Source organism: Alteromonas sp. C1M14, from assembly GCF_018860965.1.
GTDB lineage: Bacteria > Pseudomonadota > Gammaproteobacteria > Enterobacterales > Alteromonadaceae > Alteromonas.
The window spans coordinates 1-19,692 of sequence record NZ_JAHKQF010000001.1; the positions used below are offsets into that span (position 1 = coordinate 1).

Genomic DNA, 19,692 nt, shown 5'->3' on the forward strand with positions numbered 1-19,692 from the left:
TCTTTTTGAAATTTAATTTCTTAAGCTGTTTTCTTGAAAACTGTCATAACAATTACTTACGTTAGCTGCTACAACAACTTCTTCGTGACCCGTTTGACGTTCCCCGTCGAAGTGGTGCGCATTGTACGCTTAACAGGTTTTACGTCAACCCTTAATTTGCAGTTTTTAGCGATTTAAAGTGAAAAACGTATCAAGCGGTTAGTTTTCCTACAATTCCAGATTATTTTTGCTTCTTTAGTCTACTATTTCACCTTTACATTGTTCAATTTGTTACAAATGAGTAAACTATGAGCAGCCTCCAACTCTTCACTAAAATAATTAAGGTAGGTTTATGAAAGTAGGCTTTATTCAATGCGCAATTATTAGCGCGGTTTTTGCAATCGCAGGTTACATCGTTTTTTCTTCCGCAAGTGTAGAAGCGAGTCTTCCTGTTACCGTTGCAGTTTCTTTATTACTTAGCGGCATCGTTACTCCGTGGCTCGCTTCTTTTCTTAGTTCGTCTTCGCCAGCGTCTGTTAAAACACAGACTGCTTCGAAAGCAACCGAGGAAACGGCCACATTATATGTAGGGAATCTTCCTTACAAAGCGAATGAAGATGCAGTAAAGGATTACTTTAAGGATTTCATCAATGTACAAAGTGTTCGTTTAATGAAAGATCGTCGTACCGGAAAACGCAAAGGTTATGGCTTCATAGAAGTAGTAACTGAAGATGTGGATTCGGCGATACTGGAGTTAAACGATAAAGTATTTTTGGAAAGAACCCTGAAAGTCCGGGCCGCTCGTGAAAAAGGAGATGCAGAGTAGTCAGTTCTCATTAATCGTTCCCCCTTGCGTTTATCGCATGGGGGAACGCTATCCTCTATTTCTTTTGATCTACCCTGCCCTTATTTAACCTGCTTCCCTACTCGTTCCTATTAGGCATCATCAACTGTGGGTTCGTTGCTTTGTGTGCTGCTACCTGGCTCAATAGGCTGGGTACGTTGCTGTTCACCAGGAATGGCACTTAATAATGTTTGATTGAACCCATGAAAACGATTGATGGCTGAAATAAGATCTGGCACCTGAACTTCTTCCATTTCATTAATAATGCCATTAATTAAGGTATTGAAATCCTCTCCAGACCCTAATTGCTGACGGGCGTTATCAAATACATTCAACATTTTATCTAAATACTGTGCAATGGGTCGCGCCTCATCGCCATGATTGGCACTTTCCGATCCTTCTTTAAAGTGCTGGATCTCCCCATAGGTCTTCACCACCTCAGATTGTTGCACACGATTCAGCTGTAGCGCATACCCCGCCAACTCCTGATCGTCGTAACCGAGCGCCAAGGCATCATTAAATGCTTGGTCGATGTCGCCGGCAAAAAACGTATCCGCTAAATCGGAAACCGAACCCACCAAACCTGCAATGGCGGTAAGTTCATCTTCATCGAGTTCTCCTTGTAGCGAAAAGTGTATTCCTTGACGTTCAAAATGGGCGTATTGCTGACTAATGGTTGAGGAATCGTTAGCATTATCAGAAGTAATACCGTCTTGACCCGCACTCTGTCTTTGCATCTGTTGCTGGCTTGTCTGGAATGCATTTACGCTTTCAAACCGCAACTGCAACTCATCACCGTCTTTTGTTCTAATCAAAAGGCCTGCTGAAGAGGATTCACTGCCACTGGCAACCGGGCTTCCCACTACCTGTTGCAACACCTCCGTCGCTGGCGTGTTGCCAAGCAGATTCGATTCTAACTGGCCGAGGCGCTCTTCTATAAGATCCCGGCTGCTACTAATGCCCGTTGTTATCTCATCGTTTATCATGTTACCAAGATCACGCTCAGCCATGGCGATCCCCTTAGCCACTCCATCTCTTGCCTGGGAAAACAAAGAAGACAACGTATCCGTATCGGCACCGCTATCGGCTGCCCCTTGGATCACGCCACCGACAAAACGCATCACATTACGTGCAACTTCTTCAAAATCAAACAATGAAGCGGGGTTATCTTTGCCGGTGTCGTCCGTTTTATCGAACTTACCTTTTTGGCCAGCAACTGTTACCTGTTGCTCCATAGAAGAACTATAAACCTTCAAGCCAATGGTGGTTTGGGAGCTTTTAACATTAACAGTAGCCACTTGCTGCTGAAACTCAGCGGCTTGGCGTAGCCCATCTTGTTGAAGCTGTTTTTTTAATGCGCTATTTGGGTCTTCCGAAACCTGCTTATCGGATACCACTGGTTTTTGTTCACTGACAAAAGCCTTAATATCACTTACATTCATAATTTTGTCCTCACTAACCTCTCACAGGTTATCGGCAGCACATGGAAATTGTTTAATTTTAATACGAATCATGTTCTATGATTGCACAATATATGAAAGGCACTACAATGCGCAGCCCGGTAAGCCATTTGAAGATGAATTGACATGACAGCGCCTAAATACAGCCTTGCATACACGGCACAACTTAAAGAAAAGGAACAACGCTTGGGTGAACTACTCGCGCCTTTTAGCGATCAGGAACTGGCGGTATTTCCTTCCGAAGAGCATGGGTATCGAATGCGGGCTGAGTTTAGAGTGTGGCACGACGGTGACGATCTCTACCACATCATGTTCAATAGCGAAACCAAGGAAAAGTACCGGGTAGACCACTTCCCGCCAGCCTGCTCGACTATCAATAATATGATGGAGGCTTTGCTGGATCTGTTAAAACCGTGCGACATCCTCAGAAGAAAGCTGTTTCAAGTAGATTATCTCAGTGGACTATCAGGGGAAATAGTAGTGAGTTTACTCTACCACCGCCAACTGGATGAGGCTTGGCAGCAACAAGCAGAAAAAGCCCGAGAAACCCTACTAGGCTTATTCCCTAACGTCAGTATCATTGGACGTGCCCGCAAACAAAAAATCATTATTGGTAATGATTTCATTATCGAACAATTACCGGTTAATGATCGTACTTACTTATTTAAGCATGTGGAAAACAGTTTCACTCAACCTAATGCCCGTATAAATTGCAAAATGATTGAGTGGGCAATGAACGTATGCCAGTCTTCAAACACAGATTTATTAGAACTGTATTGCGGTGCAGGAAATTTCTCTGTGCCGATGGCCAGCCAGTTTCGTCGTGTCATTGGAACAGAAATCGCAAAGCCTTCAGTGACTGCGGCTCAATATAACATTGCTGAGAACCACATTGAAAATGTTGAAATAGTGCGGCTTTCGGCTGAGGAGTTTACCGAAGCGCTAAAAACTGGCCGGCAATTTTCTCGTTTAAATGGCATTAATTTGAACGACTACCAATTTTCAACCGTGTTAGTTGACCCTCCTCGAGCGGGCCTCGATGCCGACTCTCTCGCCATGATTCAGGATTACCCAGAAATTGTTTATATTTCCTGTAATCCAGAAACCTTAGTGGACAATCTCGCAACACTGACCCAAACCCATAAGGTGACGGCTTGCGCTTTGTTTGATCAGTTTCCGTTCACCCATCATATGGAAGTAGGAATTTTGCTTAAGCGCATCGAGTAAGCGGCCTTTTTGCGGCCGTTCTATTTTAAGCGATTAAGGTTACAGCAAAGACAAGTTGCGTCAGAGATGGCGATCTAACTTACACTATTAGCTTGGGGCCGATATATTTTTGCCCCCAATTGTACGAATCTAAGCTGTGCCTTCACTCGAGCACCAATATCTTCGCGTAGAGCAACATCCACTTCCAGCGCTTCGGCGCCTGCACTAAAAACTAACCGCACCATGGCCTCTGCTTGTAAACTGGCAGACTGATGTTCCACGTCCTGACTCTCAACGATGTAGTCTGACAATTCTTCAATAAAATGTTGGATTTCTCGTAACACCGCTAAACGATACGCCGCCGACGTTCCTGTGTGCTCACGCAACAGCAAACGAAATACGTTAGAATTTGCAGTAATAAACTCCATAAAAGTATCGACGGATGTATCGATAACGCCACCACCAGAAGCTATGCGTCTGCGCGCCTGACGCATTAATTGCCTTAATGCCAAGCCAGCTTCATCAACCAACGTTAGCCCTAACTCATCCATGTCTTTAAAATGCCGATAAAAAGAAGTCGGTGCAATGCCCGCTGCCCGAGAAACTTCTCGCAGACTAATCGCAGACAAACTGCGTTGTTCGTCGAGCAACCCAAACGCCGCGTCGATGATATTTTGGCGGGTCTTTAACTTCTGCTCCTGTCGACTCATCTTCGACTCCTGACTTCCAGCTATGTACGACATGTGATGCACAGTTTACCCGATTATGAAAACAAGGGGGAATTCTGTCGTTAAATCACGAATAAAAACAAACAGTCGCCTTGCTCTTAGGCAACAAAACGGGCAATTGCCTAGGTTTTACACTACACTTTATATGCAAATTCACCTTTTTTCCTTGCTTGCGGTCCATGAAACCGCTAAATTAGCGTACAGTTGTAAGCCGAGTTGTTATCATGAAAAAACCACCACTTATTTTGACCAATATCCTGGTCTTCATTATTACCGGAGCCATTGCACTTCTTGCCGTGCCTCTATGGGCCGTAACCATGGGTTTTGAAACCTCAGAAGTGGTTGTTGCTGTTATTCTGTTTTACTTTACAGGTATGTCTATTACTGCCGGTTACCATCGACTGTGGTCTCATAAAACTTATGATGCGAATATCGTGGTGCGGGTTATTTTAGCCATCGGCGGTGCCATGGCACTGCAAAATAGTATCTTGCATTGGGCCTCGGATCACCGGATTCACCACCGGCATGTTGATGACAACGACAAAGACCCTTACTCGGCAAAAAAAGGGCTCTGGTTTGCGCATATAGGTTGGATGTTGAGAGAATATCAAACCCATCGTTACGCCGATTACAGCAATTGCAGAGATTTACAAAAAGATCCGGTTGTCATGTGGCAACACAAATACTATCTGCCCATCGTATTGGTCGCCAATTTTGGTATCACAGGGCTACTTGGTTGGATCAACGGTGATATTTTAAGCATGATGCTTGTGGCCGGCGTATTTCGATTGTTCCTGGTCCATCATGTCACCTTTTTTATCAATTCCTTGGCACATTTTTGGGGAAGCCAGCCTTTCACCGATAAAAATTCCGCCCGTGATAACGGAATCCTCGCCTTCTTTACCTTTGGTGAAGGCTATCATAACTATCACCATATTTTTGAATACGACTATCGAAACGGCATTCACTGGTGGCAATTTGATCCCACAAAGTGGTTAATACGAGGCTTGTCTTTTACCGGCTTAGCCCATAATTTACGTCGCGTTCCTGAAGAACGTATTGAGAAAGCCCGTGCCGCCATGCAACTGCAAAAAGCGAGCGCTCGGTTATCAACTCAACCTAATGCGGACGAACTGCTGAGCAAAGTACAGCACGAATACGAATTGCTCATGCAGAAAATGTCGGCCTATTATGCAGCGAAGAAGCGCCTCATGAATGTGAGAAAGCGTAGTTTGAAAAGAAGCGTAGAAAGACTGGAAATCGACTTCCACTATAAAGAATTGAAAAATGCCTTAGCGCTGCAAAAGGAAAAGTGGCTTCGTCTACAATCTCTTTCACCACAATTTAGTTAGCTTATAAAAAAACGTCACAATTAGTGACGTTTTTTTTGTTTAAAAATAGCGAATTACGCAAAACTAAAGTATAAGAAATAGGGTAACTGTTTTTTTATTATGGCCTGAGAACCTTTCCATCCATGCATTTTATTCAAAAATACCGGTCTATCAATCTGCCAAAGCTTTTATGGTTGTTTCTCATCAATTTTGCGCTGAGCGCACTCGCCGGTCTGATGGTTTATCAGTGGCAATACAATACCTACATGCGTGAATTAGCCAATGAACACGCTACGGTTATTTCTAATGTGAATTCGGCTTTCAGCCAAGCCATGGGTGATATGACCAATATCGCTAGAATTACCAACGATACACTTATTCACAACCTTACATCCCGTGGCATAGAGAACCCCTCTCAGGTATTTTTATCCACCGGCCGGTCATTAAACAACTTGTCGCAAATCCGTTGGCTCTCTATCGATGGACAAGAAAAAATTCGGGTTAATTTTCTGTCTACCTCGTCACAAATTGTGCCGCCATCAAAATTACAAAATAAGGCCGATAGATACTATTATCAGGAGGCTATAGCATCGCCTCAAGGTATCATCACCTTGTCTCCTATCGATCTTAATATCGAAAATGGTGAAATCGTTCGTCCATATCAACCGACTATTCGAACCGTCATTCACGCATTTCCCTCCCACCCGTTAGGTGAAGGTTTGCTGATCCTCAACTTTGATTTAGGCGGATTATTAAAACAACTTCAACTGTTTGAGAAAACCCATACCGATCTCTTACTGGCATCGGGTGAGACACAATGGCTCATTCACCCTGATCCATCGAAACAATGGGGCGCAAATCTCAACAGACAATTAAAAGCCCCTCTAACAGACATTCCCATACTTAAAAAGAAGCTATTTTCACAGAATGCGACATCGCTGTTCATTGCTGAAGACGGTGCAATCTATAGTGCGACCAAGCTTAACTTAAGAATGAAGCACACCCATTCCATGCAACCTTACACGATTATTACGCGGACACCGGATTACTATCGCAGTTACATTATTAACCAGTCTTTGTTACCTAGCATCATTACCGCATTTCTTGTTTTTTGTATGGTGGGGACTTTGCTTCGGCATCATATTCAGCAGCAAATAGCGCTTACCGCTTTGAATGCAGAGTTAGCAAAAGAAAAAGACTCTTTTCTCGCACTCATGGACGATGATCTTAAACAACAAGATCCTGTGCAATTAAAAATGAACCACCGCGTGTTATCTTTTTTTGTTGCCATAAATAAAGAAGTCGGTACTTGCCTAAATGAAATGCAATATCAACTGTCTCAGATGGAAGAAAACATCAACTTATTAGCGCTAAGTACCAGTCAGCCCGATAGGCAGACAACTGCGCCTCCGATAGATTGGCACGCAAATCATGGACTTCTCCGATACTGCTTTCAACAAATTAATAGTACCTCGACGCGTTTAGGTCACTTAGCCAGTAATCTTGAAAAGCAACATGTAGAGAACTTTTCCCTAAAGAGTATTATGGTTGATCTTATTGCAACTCTTGCCCCCCTCGCACGATCACGGGGCATTGGGCTACGAGAAAATATTCCAGAGTCCATCATTCTGCATAATTATCCATTACTGTATTCACAGCTTTTCGAGCTTCTGCTTAACGCATTAATACGCCATGACTTTGAAAAATCCACCGATGGCTACATCGATATCTCGGCGAAAACGTTGAACAACAATCTTATTATTTGCGTACAAGATGATGGCGATAGATGTTTCGAGAGAATAAATGCAGCGTTATTTAAACCTTTTCATAAAGACAGTATCAAAACCCACACATTTGGCATTGGTCTATACATTGCGCGTCACTGGGTTACGGTATTATTGGACGGGGACATAAAAGTCGACTCGACCCAAAATCACGGTAATCAACTGACCATTACGATCCCTTTTCGTCACGCCTAGAAAAAGCCTTACAAATTGACAGGACAATGATTTTTTGTCTTTCCAATCAAAATATTGCTAGACTTTGAAACACTAGATCTAAAAGTGAATACATCGCTTTTTTGCTACCCATCAGGTTTCACCATTCGCTGAGCACTGAAAACTATGACCACTAAAGCTACTAAATCAAAACCATCTTATCAGTATGATGCCATTGTTATTGGCACGGGGCCCGGCGGAGAAGGCGTTGCAATGCAACTCGCTAAGGCAGGGCAAAAAGTCGCGGTAATTGAACGCTATGAGGCCGTAGGCGGAGGGTGTACACATTGGGGAACCATCCCTTCAAAAGCACTGCGTCATTCGGTGAGCCGGCTAATTGAATATAACCAAACGCCACTGTTTTCGGAAAACCAGGTAAACAGACACGTCACATTTGCTGAGGTAATGCGTCACGCCAGTGGTGTAATACGCAGTCAATCTAAATTACGGGCATCCTTTTACGATAGAAACAGAGTGACACTCATTCATGGTGAGGCCAGTTTCATTGATGCCAATACCGTGAAGATTGTCCATGCAGATGGGTCAGCGGAACAAATTACCGCCAAACAAATAGCGTTAGCCACAGGCTCGCGACCATACTGCCCTAAAGATATCGATTTTTCTCACCCCCGTATTTACAACTCCGACACCATTTTGTCTTTAAAACATGAACCCCAAAACATCATTATCTATGGTGCCGGTGTTATTGGCTCTGAATATGCCAGTATTTTCAGAGGAATGGGCGTTAAAGTTGACCTTGTTAATATGCGCGAGCGCTTGCTGTCCTTCCTTGATACCGAAATCTCTGACGCCCTTAGTTACCACTTATGGAACAATGGTGTGGTGATTCGTCACATGGAAAGTTATACCTCCGTTGAAGGGCGAGAAGATTCTGTCATCATGAATTTAGAATCCGGCAAACGGATGCGAGCAGACTGCCTATTGTTTGCTAATGGCAGAACCGGTAACACCGATATGCTCAACCTTGATGCAATAGGTCTAAAAGCAGATTCAAGAGGTCAGGTACGAGTGGATGAGAACTACCGTACCGAGGTAGACAATGTATTTGCCGTCGGAGATGTCATTGGTTACCCCAGTTTAGCGTCTGCTGCCTACAATCAAGGCCGCGCTGCAGCGGAAGCCATGTGCACGGGGAAAGCCAATTCAGGTTTAGTGGAAGACATTCCCACAGGGATTTATACCATTCCCGAGATCAGCTCTGTGGGTAAGACAGAGCAAGAACTGACAGCACAAAAGATACCGTATGAAGTGGGCCGAGCACAATTTAAACATCTTGCCCGTGCACAAATAGCGTCCACGACCGTTGGCAGTTTAAAGATCTTGTTTCATCGTGAAACAAAAGAAGTCTTAGGTATCCATTGCTTTGGTGAGCGTGCATCAGAAATCGTACATATCGGACAAGCGATTATGCAACAAAAAGACGGTGGCAATACCATCGATTATTTCGTTAACACCACGTTCAACTACCCGACGATGGCTGAAGCCTATCGGGTTGCGGCATTAAATGGGTTAAATAGGATTTTTTAAAATAAAAAAGCCGGTCATATGACCGGCTTTTTAAAATAGTAGATATTAGCGATTCATAGCAAGACTGTTGCTTGCCTGAAGGGCATCTTTGTGTGCAACAATGTCTATTTGCATCTTTTCGGGATGAAATGTCATTGTGGCGATGGCATATTCGCCGGTGTTGTCACTGGCTTGTTCTACCACTTGGTGTTGTGCTTCGCGGTAACGAATGTTGCTGGAGATCCTGTCAGTCATACATTGGTTATTCAATTCGAAAGTCTTTGCATCCATACAATCGAACAGCTGATTTTTATCAGACTCCGCATGCGCAATACCAAATGACATTAACAGCGCCAAGCCAACTAATGTTTTACGCATGTGATTACTCCTGTGCTACATTGGATACTGTATAAATAAGCATACTGTAGATAAGCAGTTTGGTCAAATTTAGATCACACCTGTGTTACAGTATTATTACAACAAAGGAGATAAATGTCAGACTCCCAACGGTGCTTTTCAAGCCTTCTCTCTAAAATCAAACACTGTCAGATTTGTCAGCATGCCCTCCCTTACCCGCCTAATCCAGTATTAAGTGCTTCACCCCATGCTGCCATCACCCTAATTGGGCAAGCTCCGGGGTTAAAAGCTCACGAAAGCTCTACCCCTTGGGATGATGCAAGTGGAACAAGACTACGGCAATGGTTGGGACTGGATGCTTCGTCTTTTTACAACGACAGCCTATTGGCGATTATTCCTATGGGGTTTTGCTTTCCTGGCTATAAGAACGGAGCTGATGCACCGCCAAGAAAGGAATGCGCCCCTGCATGGCATAACGCGCTGTTAAATTTTATACGCCCCCAGCTTATGATCCTAGTTGGCAGGTATGCTCAGCAATATTACCTCCCCCAATTCAAAACCTTAACTCAGGCTGTTAACGCCCAAAATAAAACGGTTCGTGGGGTTAATACGCTAGTACTCCCCCACCCGTCGGGTAGAAACAATCGATGGTTGGCACAACACCCTTGGTTTGAAGAACGTGTGTTGCCAGAGGTAAAGGAAACAGTGGCGAGGGTAATCTTCGAGCAGTCTTAGTCGTCAATCGACGTGCTGTTGCTTACTTTCAAGGTAGTGTAATAGGTCTTCAAAAGGCATTGGCTTGGCAAACAGAAAGCCTTGGGCTTCATCACAGCCTAACTTGATCATAAAGCTGGCTTGTTCTCGTTTTTCAACCCCTTCCGCAATGGTTATCAGCCCCAATTTATTTCCAAGTGTCACAATGGTCTCAGCAATGATGGCCTCATCACCGGCGCGAATATCTTTCACAAAAGAACGGTCAACTTTTAATCGGTCTAGCGGTAGTTTTTGCAAATAGCTCATTGATGAAAAGCCTGTGCCAAAGTCATCAATAGCAATGGCTACGCCGTGCTCTTTAAGGGTCGTTAAGGCGTCGATGACAATTTGCGGCTCATCCATCACCACACTTTCAGTGATTTCTAACTCCAAGCGTTGGGGGGCACACTGTTTGTCACTAAGGGCTCGTTTAACCTTGTCAACGAAGTGTCGATCTCTAAACTGAGGTATAGACACATTCACCGCCACTCGAACCTGTGAGTAACCTAATTCATCCAGCTGTTTGATACGATGACAGGACTCCTCAAGCACCCATTCACCAATATCTACGATCAGCCCAGAATACTCGGCTAACGGCACAAATTCCGCTGGCGAAATATAACCGCCATCGCCATCTGGCCACCGTAGCAGTCCTTCCACGCCAATGACGTTCTCACTGACTAAATCCACTTGAGGTTGAAACCATAGCTGGAGCTTTCTTGCATGAAAATCAGCACGCAAACGACGGATCATGGCTAATTGTCGTGTTGTTCTTTTTTCAAATTCTGGCTGATACACTTCGAAATTATCGCTGATGTTTTTCTTAGCGCGATTTAACGCGATATTGGTTCGCTTAAGAATGTCCATACCAACACTTTGTTCTGCGCCCATTTTGTAAAGACCAATGGTCACACTCACAGGTAAAGTATGATCTCCCGCTTTAAAACTGGTTGCGAACACCGCATTGATTGACTGAGCGTTAACCAGCATTTCCGGTCCAATGAGCCCGAACACATCGCCGCCGATACGGCTTTTTCGTACGATTTCTGGATAATTTGAATCAAGGCGCTTTGCCACCGCCCGCAATAGCGCGTTGCCGGCTTCCTGCCCTAAACCATCATTGATATCGGAGAAGTGATTAATATCGACCACAGCAACACATAAGGATGGATCTTCACGCACAGACGGACGATCCAGCATGTTAATAAACTCATTGCGGTTCGGCAGACGAGTTAGCCAGTCTCTAAACGCTGCCGTTCTTAACTCGTGGAACAGATTCACGTTTTCATAACCAACCGATATGCTGGATAAGAACACCTCTAGCAATTGGCGGTCAACACGGCTTAATTCCTTATCCATATTGATATATACCGCAGCTTCAAAACCGGAACTATTTAAATAAAGTACCGTTATACCGTCTTCGACTATATGGCGCTTTATTCGCAAACTACGATTGATGTTTTCTACGATACCGCCATTATCGATGGTCTCTACGGGCTGGTTGATGTATGACGCAAAATGGCCTGCGGCGCCTAGCACATATACACCGTTATCATCTCTATCAAGCACCGAACCGGCTCTTGCGCAAACCACCCCTTCGGCCTCTAAACCAAGTAACGAGCTGATTTGCGTTACGATACCTTCGCAAAACCCCTTCACCGAATGCTCTTCAAGCAAATTTGATGCAGAGGTAATAATTTTTTGTAAACCGAGGCGACTTTGGCTGATGGTTAAAATTTGTTGATAGGAACGTATAGATGCTAACACCGTGGTGAGTAACTTACCTCGGGTTAACTCGGTTTTGGTCTTGTAATCGTTAATGTCATAGTTACGTATCACGTCTTCTTCTGGCGCGTAGCCGGGCTGTCCAGTACGAAGGATGATCCGTGGTTCGTGGAGATCTAGCTTATCCCGAAGGTATTCCACAACCATCAAGCCAGCATCGTCAGTTTCCATTACCACATCTAGCAGAATAATCGCGATATCACGGCCGTGTTCTTTAAGCAAAGCACATGCTTGCTCGCCGCTGTAAGCATGAAGAAAGTTGAGTCTTCTGTCGGCGAAGGTCACATCGGACAATGCAAGCCGAGTTACGGTATGAATTTCTTCATCATCATCAGCGATTAGTACATTCCATACTTTATGGCTGACAGGCTTTACCTCTGGATGAGGATCCTCTTCCTGAAAGATAAGCTCGTCATTTTCATAGTCTGCCGATGACATGGTAGTTTGATCCTTTAATACTGCCTGATTTAATCGTACTCGCTAGTCCCATATTTGCAAGTTTATCACTCACTCTTATCGCTTTTGTATCCGTTATCTGTATACACTACGACAGGCACAACTTTGAGGTAACCAATGAAGATTTCCGACACCCATACGACGCCCAGTATTCATCACCCTAGTTCAGAGCGCGTAAAAAGCAATAAAACAGAAAAAAAAGTCGGATCGGAGTCGAATAGCACCAATAAAACCGCCTCTCAATCAGCTGCCCAAAACGCAGCGCGCATTCAAAGCCTCTTTGCCCAAGTGGGGGTTAGAGCAAATGTTCCCCTACCTGATAGCGCGGCCCGTCGCAAAGAAATCGATCGTCGGCGCGACATTCAAGCGTTACAGCGCATTAAAAATCTACAAGCGGTCATGGAAGTAGCCTTATCCGTTAGCTTGACCCATAGCAGCACAGAACATGTCGACCCCGACTGGTTTTTTGCTTTTACGCAACTGGCAGAAAATATTCACTCTCCAGCAATGCAGTCTTTATGGGGGCAAATACTGGCGGTGGAAATTAGCCAACCCGGCGCATTTTCGTTACGTAGTTTAGAAACCTTAAAGGTACTAACCCAACGAGATGCCAAACTATTTGCCCGAGCGGTGGGGCTATCTAGTCGTCGATTAGGTGATACGGTGCCCCGTATATTAGTAGGTGTACATCAACGTCCCAGCTTTTGGTCTTTTCTCGCCCAGCGCCAACCTGAACCACTTAACTTAGCATCCTTTGGATTAAGCTATCCGGATATCCTGGCTCTAACGGATATGAAGCTAATTTTTGGCAGTGAAATTGAAAGCGGTGAGTTAACCCAAGGGCAAGGGGTAAAGTGGCGTTGTGGCTCCCATAATTTTAATTTAACACCTACCCGTCCAGGGCTGGCACTGGTGTATTATAAATTCACTTCGGTGGGGGCTGAATTGGCGAAGCTGATCAATCGCCAGACCTCAGACGCCGGACCGTATTTACACGCCCTATCCCAACGTCTGGGAACCAGCTTTATCATCGATCACGATCCGCACTAGATGCCATCACCAAACTCATGCAGACCACACTCTCTTTTTAAACCGAAGAAGCGGGTATCTTGCTCGTTCATCCCTTCCTGTAACGAACGAGTGGTATGCCAGTCACCAATAGAAACGTACCCTTCTTCCCACAGAGGGTGGTAAGGTAGATCATTCTCTTTAAGGTAATAATGTAAGTCTTTGTTCGTCCAATCTATGATGGGATACATTTTAAATTGGTCTCCCACTTTCTGCAGTACGGGTAATTTTTCCCGGCTATCAGATTGGCTTCGACGCAAGCCAGCGAACCAAATCCCCGCATGCAACTCTTTCAGTGCACGTTGCATCGGTTCCACTTTATTCATGCGGTTGTATTGCTCAATTCCCTCTACGCCCTTCTCCCATAAACGTCCAAAACGGGCCTCTTGCCAAGCAGCCGTGATAGGCGCCCGGTAAACCTTTAAGTTAAGTTTCAACTTTTCCGTTAGCAAATCAACAAACGTGTAGGTTTCGGGAAATAAATATCCGGTATCCGTTAATACCACCGGAATATCTGGTTGCGCCTGGGTCATTAAATGCAACATCACCGCAGATTGGGCACCAAAACTGGATGACACCATCGCATTACCGGGCAACATGTTAAGGGCCCAGCGAATACGCTGGGCAGCCGACATTTTTTCCAGATCCTCATTGAGCGCGGCCAGTTCTTCCGCGCTTACACTAGAAATAAGAGGAACCGGCTTATGAAGTAGCGTATCAGTCATAGAAATCTCTTGCTGAGTCAATTACCGGAGCAACAACCCCTGCGCGTACTACATAATCGCCAAAGGCTTCGTTTTCGTTTCGCTCTTTCGCCCAGCGTCCCACAAGGGTATCTAGCTCGGCGAAAATGTCATCTTCACTGATGTTTTCCTGATACATTTTGGGGATCCGCGTACCTTCTCGGTTACCACCAATATGCAGGTTATATTTACCTGGTCCCTTTCCTACTAAACCGATTTCGGCCAGCATTGCTCGGCCGCAGCCATTAGGACAACCGGTAATACGAAAGATAATACTGTCGTCAGCTAACCCATGTTTGGCCAATACAGATTCCATCCGCCCTACCGCTTCGGGCAGATACCGTTCGGCTTCCGCCATCGCCAAAGGACAGGTTGGTAAAGAGACACAGGCCATTGAATCTAGCATCTGATTAGACGTGGTGTTATCCAACAAACCATGTTCACGGGCTAACTTTTCAATCAACGGCTTTTGCTCTGCACTAACGCCAGCAATAATGAGATTTTGATTGGCTGTTAACCTAAAATCACCTTGGTGAATTTGGGCAATTTCCCGACAACCCGTTTTTAAAGGCTTACCAGGAAAGTCTAGGATCCGACCATTTTCGATAAACAGGGTAAGGTGGTATTTGCCATCAATACCTTCTGCCCAGCCAAAACGATCGCCTCGGCTGGTGAAAGCATAAGGACGACTATCCGCAAAGGTGATGCCTGCTCGCTTTTCCACCTCTGCTTTAAAATTATCGACCCCAACGCGTTCAAGGGTATATTTGGTTTTGGCATTTTTACGATTAACCCGATTTCCCCAATCGCGCTGGGTAGTGACTACGGCTTCGGCTACCGCTAACGTGTCTTGCAACGAAATATAACCAAAGTCGGTGGCTTTACGAGGATAAGTCGATTTATCACCATGAGTCATGGCAAGGCCGCCGCCCACAAGCACGTTAAAGCCAATAAGTTTGCCGTTTTCAGCAATGGCTACAAAGTTAAGATCATTGGCATGCACATCCACGTCGTTTTGCGGCGGTATAACTACGGTAGTTTTAAATTTCCGGGGAAGATAATTATCCCCTAAAATAGGCTCCACCGGCTTTTCCGTTGTTTCTACCTTCTCGCCGTCTAACCATATTTCCGCATAGGCACGGGTTTTAGGCAGCAAATGCTCACTGATTTTCTTCGCCCATTCGTAAGCCTCCACATGTAACTCAGACTCAATGGGGTTAGAGGTACACAAAACATTTCGGTTTACGTCACCCGCGGTAGCAATGGAATCGATACCCGTGCTGTTAAGGGTCTGGTGCATAGTTTTAATATGCGGCTTTAAGACACCATGAAACTGAAAGGTTTGACGAGTAGTAAGACGAATACTGCCGTACATGGTTTGTTCTTCAGCAAATTTATCAATAACCAACCATTGCTCTGGCGTTATGATCCCACCCGGTAAACGGGCACGAAGCATCACATTATGTAATGGCTCTAGCTTTTGCTTAGTCCGTTCCGCCCGAATATCCCGGTCATCTTGCTGATACATACCGTGGAAACGAATAAGCTGAAAATTATCTGCGGTAAAACCACCGGTGAGATCATCTTTCAGATCTTGTTCAATGGTGCCGCGCAAATTACGACTTTCGCCTTTTAAGCGTTCGTTGTCAGCCAGCTTGCCTTCAACGATATAGGGAGACTTTTCTTGACTCATTAATAGACATCCTTCTGATAACGTTTGGCTTTGCGCATGGCGACAAGATACGCCTTAGCATCGTCTTCCGATTTTCCACCATGTTCTTGAATAATTGACAATAAAGCGGCTTCTACATCTTTTGCCATATGGGTGGCATCACCACACACATAAAAATGGGCACCGGACTCGAGCCAATCAAAAATGCCTTTACCATTTTCTAATAAGCGATGTTGCACATAGACTTTCTCTTTTTGATCTCGAGAAAACGCCAGCGTGATGTTATCCAGCAAACCGGATTTCACATACCCTTGCCATTCCACCTGATACAAAAAATCTTGGGTAAAATGCGGGTTACCGAAGAACAACCAGTTCTTGCCCTCTGCGCCTTGTGCATCACGCTCTTGCATAAACGCTCTAAAAGGCGCAATACCGGTACCCGGTCCAACCATAATCACTGGAGTGTCCGCACTCTCAGGTAAGCGGAAGTTATCGTTTTTCTCGATATAAACCTCGATTTCTTCGCCTTCTTCCAGTCTTTCACACAGATAACTAGATGCGCCGCCTTGGTGGCGTTGCCCAAAAGCTTCGTAATCCACATGGGCAACGGTTAGATGCACTTCATCTTCAACTTCTGCCTGACTAGATGCGATGGAATACAATCGCGGTGTAAGAGGCCGTAATGCATCAACCAGTGCCTGTGCTGAAATACTCGCGGGGTGCTCTTTCACAATATCAATGATCTGTCGTTCAGCTAAATAGGTGCGCAATTGTGCCGGTTCGGCTAACAAGCCTGCTAAAGCGTCAGATCCCGTTGCTGCCTGATAGGCTTTCACAAACGTAGGGTAGCTTAAGGTTAACTCCAGTTTTGACCCAAGCGCTTCCGAAAGCGAATACTCTCCATCGGCGAGTTTTACTTGTTCACTGCCCGTTAACCCAACCAATTCAACCAGTTCATTCACAAGGGCGGGCGTGTTTTTGAACCACACGCCTAACGCATCACCCGGTTGATAAGTTATGCCGGACTCTTCAAGGCTAATTTCAATATGACGGATGTCTTTGATTGAATCTCGACCGGTAATTTTTTGTGATGTTAGCAAGGTGGCTGCGTAAGGCGCTTTTTTCGAATAAGTCGCACCGCCACTGACCACCGTGCTGCCCGTTTGCACCGCAACGCTTGGTTGAGAACCAGAAGATGCAAAGTCCTCTTTAAGGGCATCCACAACTCGGGTTGTCCAAGTGGCCGCTACGTCGTCATAATCCACGTCGCAATCTTGTCGTTCGACAATGGGTTTTGCCCCTAACTTTGTGAGGCGTTCGTCAAAATCTTTCCCCGTTTGACAGAAAAATTCGTAGCTGCTGTCGCCTAAACCCAATACCGCATATTTTAGGCCGGCTAACTTTGGTGCTTTTTTGCTGGCAAGAAACTCATGGAGTTCTACCGCATCATCGGGCGCATCCCCTTCACCATGCGTGCTGACAAAAATCACCACATGGGTTTCATTTTTTATTTGACGAGGCTTGTAGTCGCTCATACTCACAAGCTTGCTGGTGTAGCCGGCTTGTTCTGCTTGCGCTTGGAACTGCTGAGCAAGCCCTTTAGCATTGCCCGTTTGAGAACCAACTAATATGGTTAAGGTTGCTGAGCCACCATTATCTTGTACGCCAGCAACGGGCGCCACGCCGCCAGACTGACCTGCGGCCAGTCCTGCTGCATAACCACTCACCCAGGTGAGTTGATCACGATTTAAGCCTGCAATGGCTTGCGTAATCGCATTCCATTGATTGTCGTTTAGCACCGCACCGGGCGCTTGATTTTGATTAGATTTCGCTGACATAACACATTTGCCTTGTTGAGTTGGGTAAAGGCTAACGGCTTTTTCCTATAAGCGAAAAGAATTAATCACACTTTTTTATGCTCTAAAGTTTCTAAAAAACATTTTTGGCGGCTTTAAAGTGATAAACAGGAGGGAAAACAGCGCCTGGTAGGCATGAATCTACCAGGCGAGGAAGTTAGAAATGAATTTCTAATCCGGCAAAGGGACCATGAAAAGACATATCAGCGGTAACGCCGTCAAGATCATCGATATCAAGATCCACACTACGGTAACCAGCCTGAATGTTCATATCTACCGCGAGGCTTTCAATAAATGAATAGGTTAGTGCAACCTGATAGTCACTGAATTTATGATCATCAAAAGAAAGATAACTACCCTCTGCGTAGGCACCTAGCCCTGTAAATGGCAAGCCAACTTGAATACGTGAATAGGCCATGGGCACAATCCCAGAAAAAGACTGCTCACCTTGGGTGCTGCTGTCTGAATCTAACACATACATGGTGCCATCCACGTATTTTCCATTGATACCAAGATCTAAACTTAGCAAATCGTTGTCAAACACTTCGTAATACAAAATGATGTCGGTGGTTTGTAATTCGGTTTCTGTGTAAATGTCGCTATTTGCCGAATACACATCACCATCGAAGGTATAGGAAGACTGAAGATTAGTAACACCGTCGCTGTCTAGGGAGGTGATATTTAATTTTACGTTGGGAATAAAAGGAAGAGGATGCTCAAGCGCCGCATAAAATGCGGTGTTTGCCTGACTATCAAAATTGAAGTCGGCCATTGTACTGCCGTTAGAGAAAGTACTATTGTCTGCAAAACCACCGGATGTGTTGGTGCCCCAGGCTTGTGCGCCAACATAGAGACCGGCCAATGTATCGGCCATCGCCGGTGATGCAGATAAAGCAGCAACTGCCGTTACCGCCATAATGCACTTATTCATGTATTATCCTTGATTGAGAAGTTCACTCAGTTCGATTAGTGCTGCATTAGCACGAGAAATATAGTTAGCCATCACTAAAGAGTGGTTGGCCAACATGCCAAAACCATCGCCATTCAGGATCATCGGACTCCAAACCGTCTTTTGGGTCGATTCTAATTCCCGAATGATCTGACGAAGACTAACCAATGCGTTTTTGTCTTCGAGAATATCGGCAAACTCAATTTCAACAGCTTTTAAGAAATGCAGCAAGGCCCAAGTCGCCCCTCTTGCCTCATAAAAGTTGTCATCCAGCTTCCACCAGCTTGTTTTAAGTACCCGTTCTGAGGCAACAGGCGTGGATTGCTTTGCCTTATTATCACCGGCCAAATCTGTATTCATTCGAGCGGAATCCACACTGGCGCTTAAACGTTGTGAATAACTGCCTAAGCGTTTTTCTACCTGCTTTAACCAGTCCCGTAAATTATCCGCCCGGGTATAAAATTGACTGTCGCCCAGTGTGGGGTCCACCAATTCATTACGGTACTGAATTAAATTACGCAGCCCGTTTCGATAGGCCGATTCGGCGGACGGTAATGCCCAACTGCGGCTATTTACATTAAATTCAGGCTGGGCCTTCATCAAATTCTGATTTTCGATAGACTGGGATTGAGAGCGACTAAAATCTTTGCGCATTGCCAATGACAAATCCCGAATCATTTCCAACGCGCCAAATTCCCACGCGGGCATATTATCAAGGAACAATCCTGGAGGGGTTACGTCGTTGGACAGGTACCCACCGGGTTTATCAAGCATCTTTTCTGTCACGATAATCAGTGTTGAGGTTACCGTGTAGCCGGGAACATCTGCGTATGTTTGACTTTGTGCCTGTTCGGACACGGCTTGTCTCACATCGAAGGTATCCGGTTCAAAACTCCAGTAAACGCCAATTAGCCAGAAGATAAGCAATAGGACAAGTACCGTGCCGCCGATAGATTTAGTATTTAAATACTGTTTGATGCT

16 protein-coding genes are annotated in these 19,692 nt (G+C 45.0%); 7 read left to right on the top strand and 9 right to left on the bottom strand.

Annotated features, from left to right (window positions below):
* Window positions 1-331: 331 nt before the first annotated feature.
* Window positions 332-805, top strand: a complete 474-nt coding sequence (locus tag KO501_RS00005; RefSeq protein ID WP_216027593.1) for an RNA-binding protein — start codon at window positions 332-334, stop codon at window positions 803-805.
* 110 nt (window positions 806-915) lie between these two features.
* Here the strand turns inward: KO501_RS00005 and KO501_RS00010 are convergent, their stop codons facing one another.
* The gene (locus tag KO501_RS00010; protein ID WP_216027594.1) at window positions 916-2,265 is read right to left on the bottom strand and encodes a DUF5610 domain-containing protein; all 1,350 of its coding nucleotides are present in this window, start codon (window positions 2,263-2,265) and stop codon (window positions 916-918) included.
* Between the two features lie 144 nt (window positions 2,266-2,409).
* On the opposite strand from KO501_RS00010, the gene trmA reads away from it, so the two are divergent.
* The gene (gene trmA, locus KO501_RS00015) at window positions 2,410-3,510 is read left to right on the top strand and encodes a tRNA (uridine(54)-C5)-methyltransferase TrmA (RefSeq protein WP_216027595.1); all 1,101 of its coding nucleotides are present in this window, start codon (window positions 2,410-2,412) and stop codon (window positions 3,508-3,510) included.
* A gap of 74 nt (window positions 3,511-3,584) precedes the next feature.
* Here the strand turns inward: trmA and fabR are convergent, their stop codons facing one another.
* Window positions 3,585-4,199 (bottom strand): HTH-type transcriptional repressor FabR, encoded by a 615-nt coding sequence (fabR, locus tag KO501_RS00020; RefSeq protein WP_216027596.1) that lies wholly within the window; start codon window positions 4,197-4,199, stop codon window positions 3,585-3,587.
* A gap of 242 nt (window positions 4,200-4,441) precedes the next feature.
* Between fabR and KO501_RS00025 the strand changes: the two genes are divergently transcribed.
* The 3 genes from KO501_RS00025 to sthA all read left to right on the top strand — a co-directional run bounded on the left by KO501_RS00025 (window position 4,442) and on the right by sthA (window position 9,093).
* On the top strand, window positions 4,442-5,569 hold the full coding sequence (locus KO501_RS00025; RefSeq protein WP_216027597.1) for a fatty acid desaturase: 1,128 nt from the start codon (window positions 4,442-4,444) through the stop codon (window positions 5,567-5,569).
* Window positions 5,570-5,691: 122 nt separating this feature from the next.
* Entirely contained in the window at window positions 5,692-7,527 is a 1,836-nt protein-coding gene (locus KO501_RS00030) for a HAMP domain-containing sensor histidine kinase (RefSeq protein ID WP_216027598.1), read from the top strand.
* A 144-nt stretch (window positions 7,528-7,671) separates the two neighbouring features.
* Window positions 7,672-9,093, top strand: a complete 1,422-nt coding sequence (gene sthA, locus KO501_RS00035) for a Si-specific NAD(P)(+) transhydrogenase (RefSeq protein ID WP_216027599.1) — start codon at window positions 7,672-7,674, stop codon at window positions 9,091-9,093.
* Window positions 9,094-9,138: 45 nt separating this feature from the next.
* On the opposite strand, the gene KO501_RS00040 is transcribed toward sthA, so the two are convergent.
* Window positions 9,139-9,450, bottom strand: coding sequence for a pyridine nucleotide transhydrogenase (locus KO501_RS00040; RefSeq protein ID WP_216027600.1), 312 nt, complete (start codon window positions 9,448-9,450; stop codon window positions 9,139-9,141).
* A gap of 114 nt (window positions 9,451-9,564) precedes the next feature.
* Between KO501_RS00040 and KO501_RS00045 the strand changes: the two genes are divergently transcribed.
* Window positions 9,565-10,164: a uracil-DNA glycosylase family protein gene (locus KO501_RS00045; RefSeq protein ID WP_216027601.1), complete on the top strand. Its 600-nt coding sequence runs from the start codon at window positions 9,565-9,567 to the stop codon at window positions 10,162-10,164.
* Window positions 10,165-10,167: 3 nt separating this feature from the next.
* Here KO501_RS00045 and KO501_RS00050 read toward each other — a convergent pair whose 3' ends face one another.
* Window positions 10,168-12,405, bottom strand: a complete 2,238-nt coding sequence (locus tag KO501_RS00050; RefSeq protein WP_216027602.1) for an EAL domain-containing protein — start codon at window positions 12,403-12,405, stop codon at window positions 10,168-10,170.
* A gap of 135 nt (window positions 12,406-12,540) precedes the next feature.
* On the opposite strand from KO501_RS00050, the gene KO501_RS00055 reads away from it, so the two are divergent.
* Window positions 12,541-13,473 carry a TIGR03899 family protein gene (locus tag KO501_RS00055; protein WP_216027603.1) on the top strand — a complete coding sequence of 311 codons (933 nt, stop codon included), beginning with the start codon at window positions 12,541-12,543 and terminating at the stop codon, window positions 13,471-13,473.
* Here KO501_RS00055 and KO501_RS00060 read toward each other — a convergent pair.
* From KO501_RS00060 to KO501_RS00080, 5 genes are all read right to left on the bottom strand, one after another.
* Complete coding sequence (locus KO501_RS00060) at window positions 13,470-14,216, bottom strand: phosphoadenylyl-sulfate reductase (RefSeq protein ID WP_216027604.1); 747 nt, start codon at window positions 14,214-14,216, stop codon at window positions 13,470-13,472. The two genes, KO501_RS00055 and KO501_RS00060, sit on opposite strands and share 4 nt — an antisense overlap.
* Window positions 14,209-15,927, bottom strand: a complete 1,719-nt coding sequence (gene cysI, locus KO501_RS00065) for an assimilatory sulfite reductase (NADPH) hemoprotein subunit (protein ID WP_216027605.1) — start codon at window positions 15,925-15,927, stop codon at window positions 14,209-14,211. Before cysI ends, KO501_RS00060 begins: the two co-directional genes overlap by 8 nt.
* Complete coding sequence (locus KO501_RS00070) at window positions 15,927-17,744, bottom strand: assimilatory sulfite reductase (NADPH) flavoprotein subunit (protein ID WP_216027606.1); 1,818 nt, start codon at window positions 17,742-17,744, stop codon at window positions 15,927-15,929. The genes cysI and KO501_RS00070 overlap by 1 nt, the downstream gene beginning before the upstream one ends.
* Window positions 17,745-17,919: 175 nt before the next feature.
* Window positions 17,920-18,693 carry a TIGR04219 family outer membrane beta-barrel protein gene (locus KO501_RS00075; protein ID WP_216027607.1) on the bottom strand — a complete coding sequence of 258 codons (774 nt, stop codon included), beginning with the start codon at window positions 18,691-18,693 and terminating at the stop codon, window positions 17,920-17,922.
* Between the two features lie 3 nt (window positions 18,694-18,696).
* A complete protein-coding gene (locus KO501_RS00080) occupies window positions 18,697-19,689 on the bottom strand; it encodes a DUF2333 family protein (protein WP_216027684.1) in 993 nt (330 codons plus the stop codon).
* Window positions 19,690-19,692 lie beyond the last annotated feature (3 nt).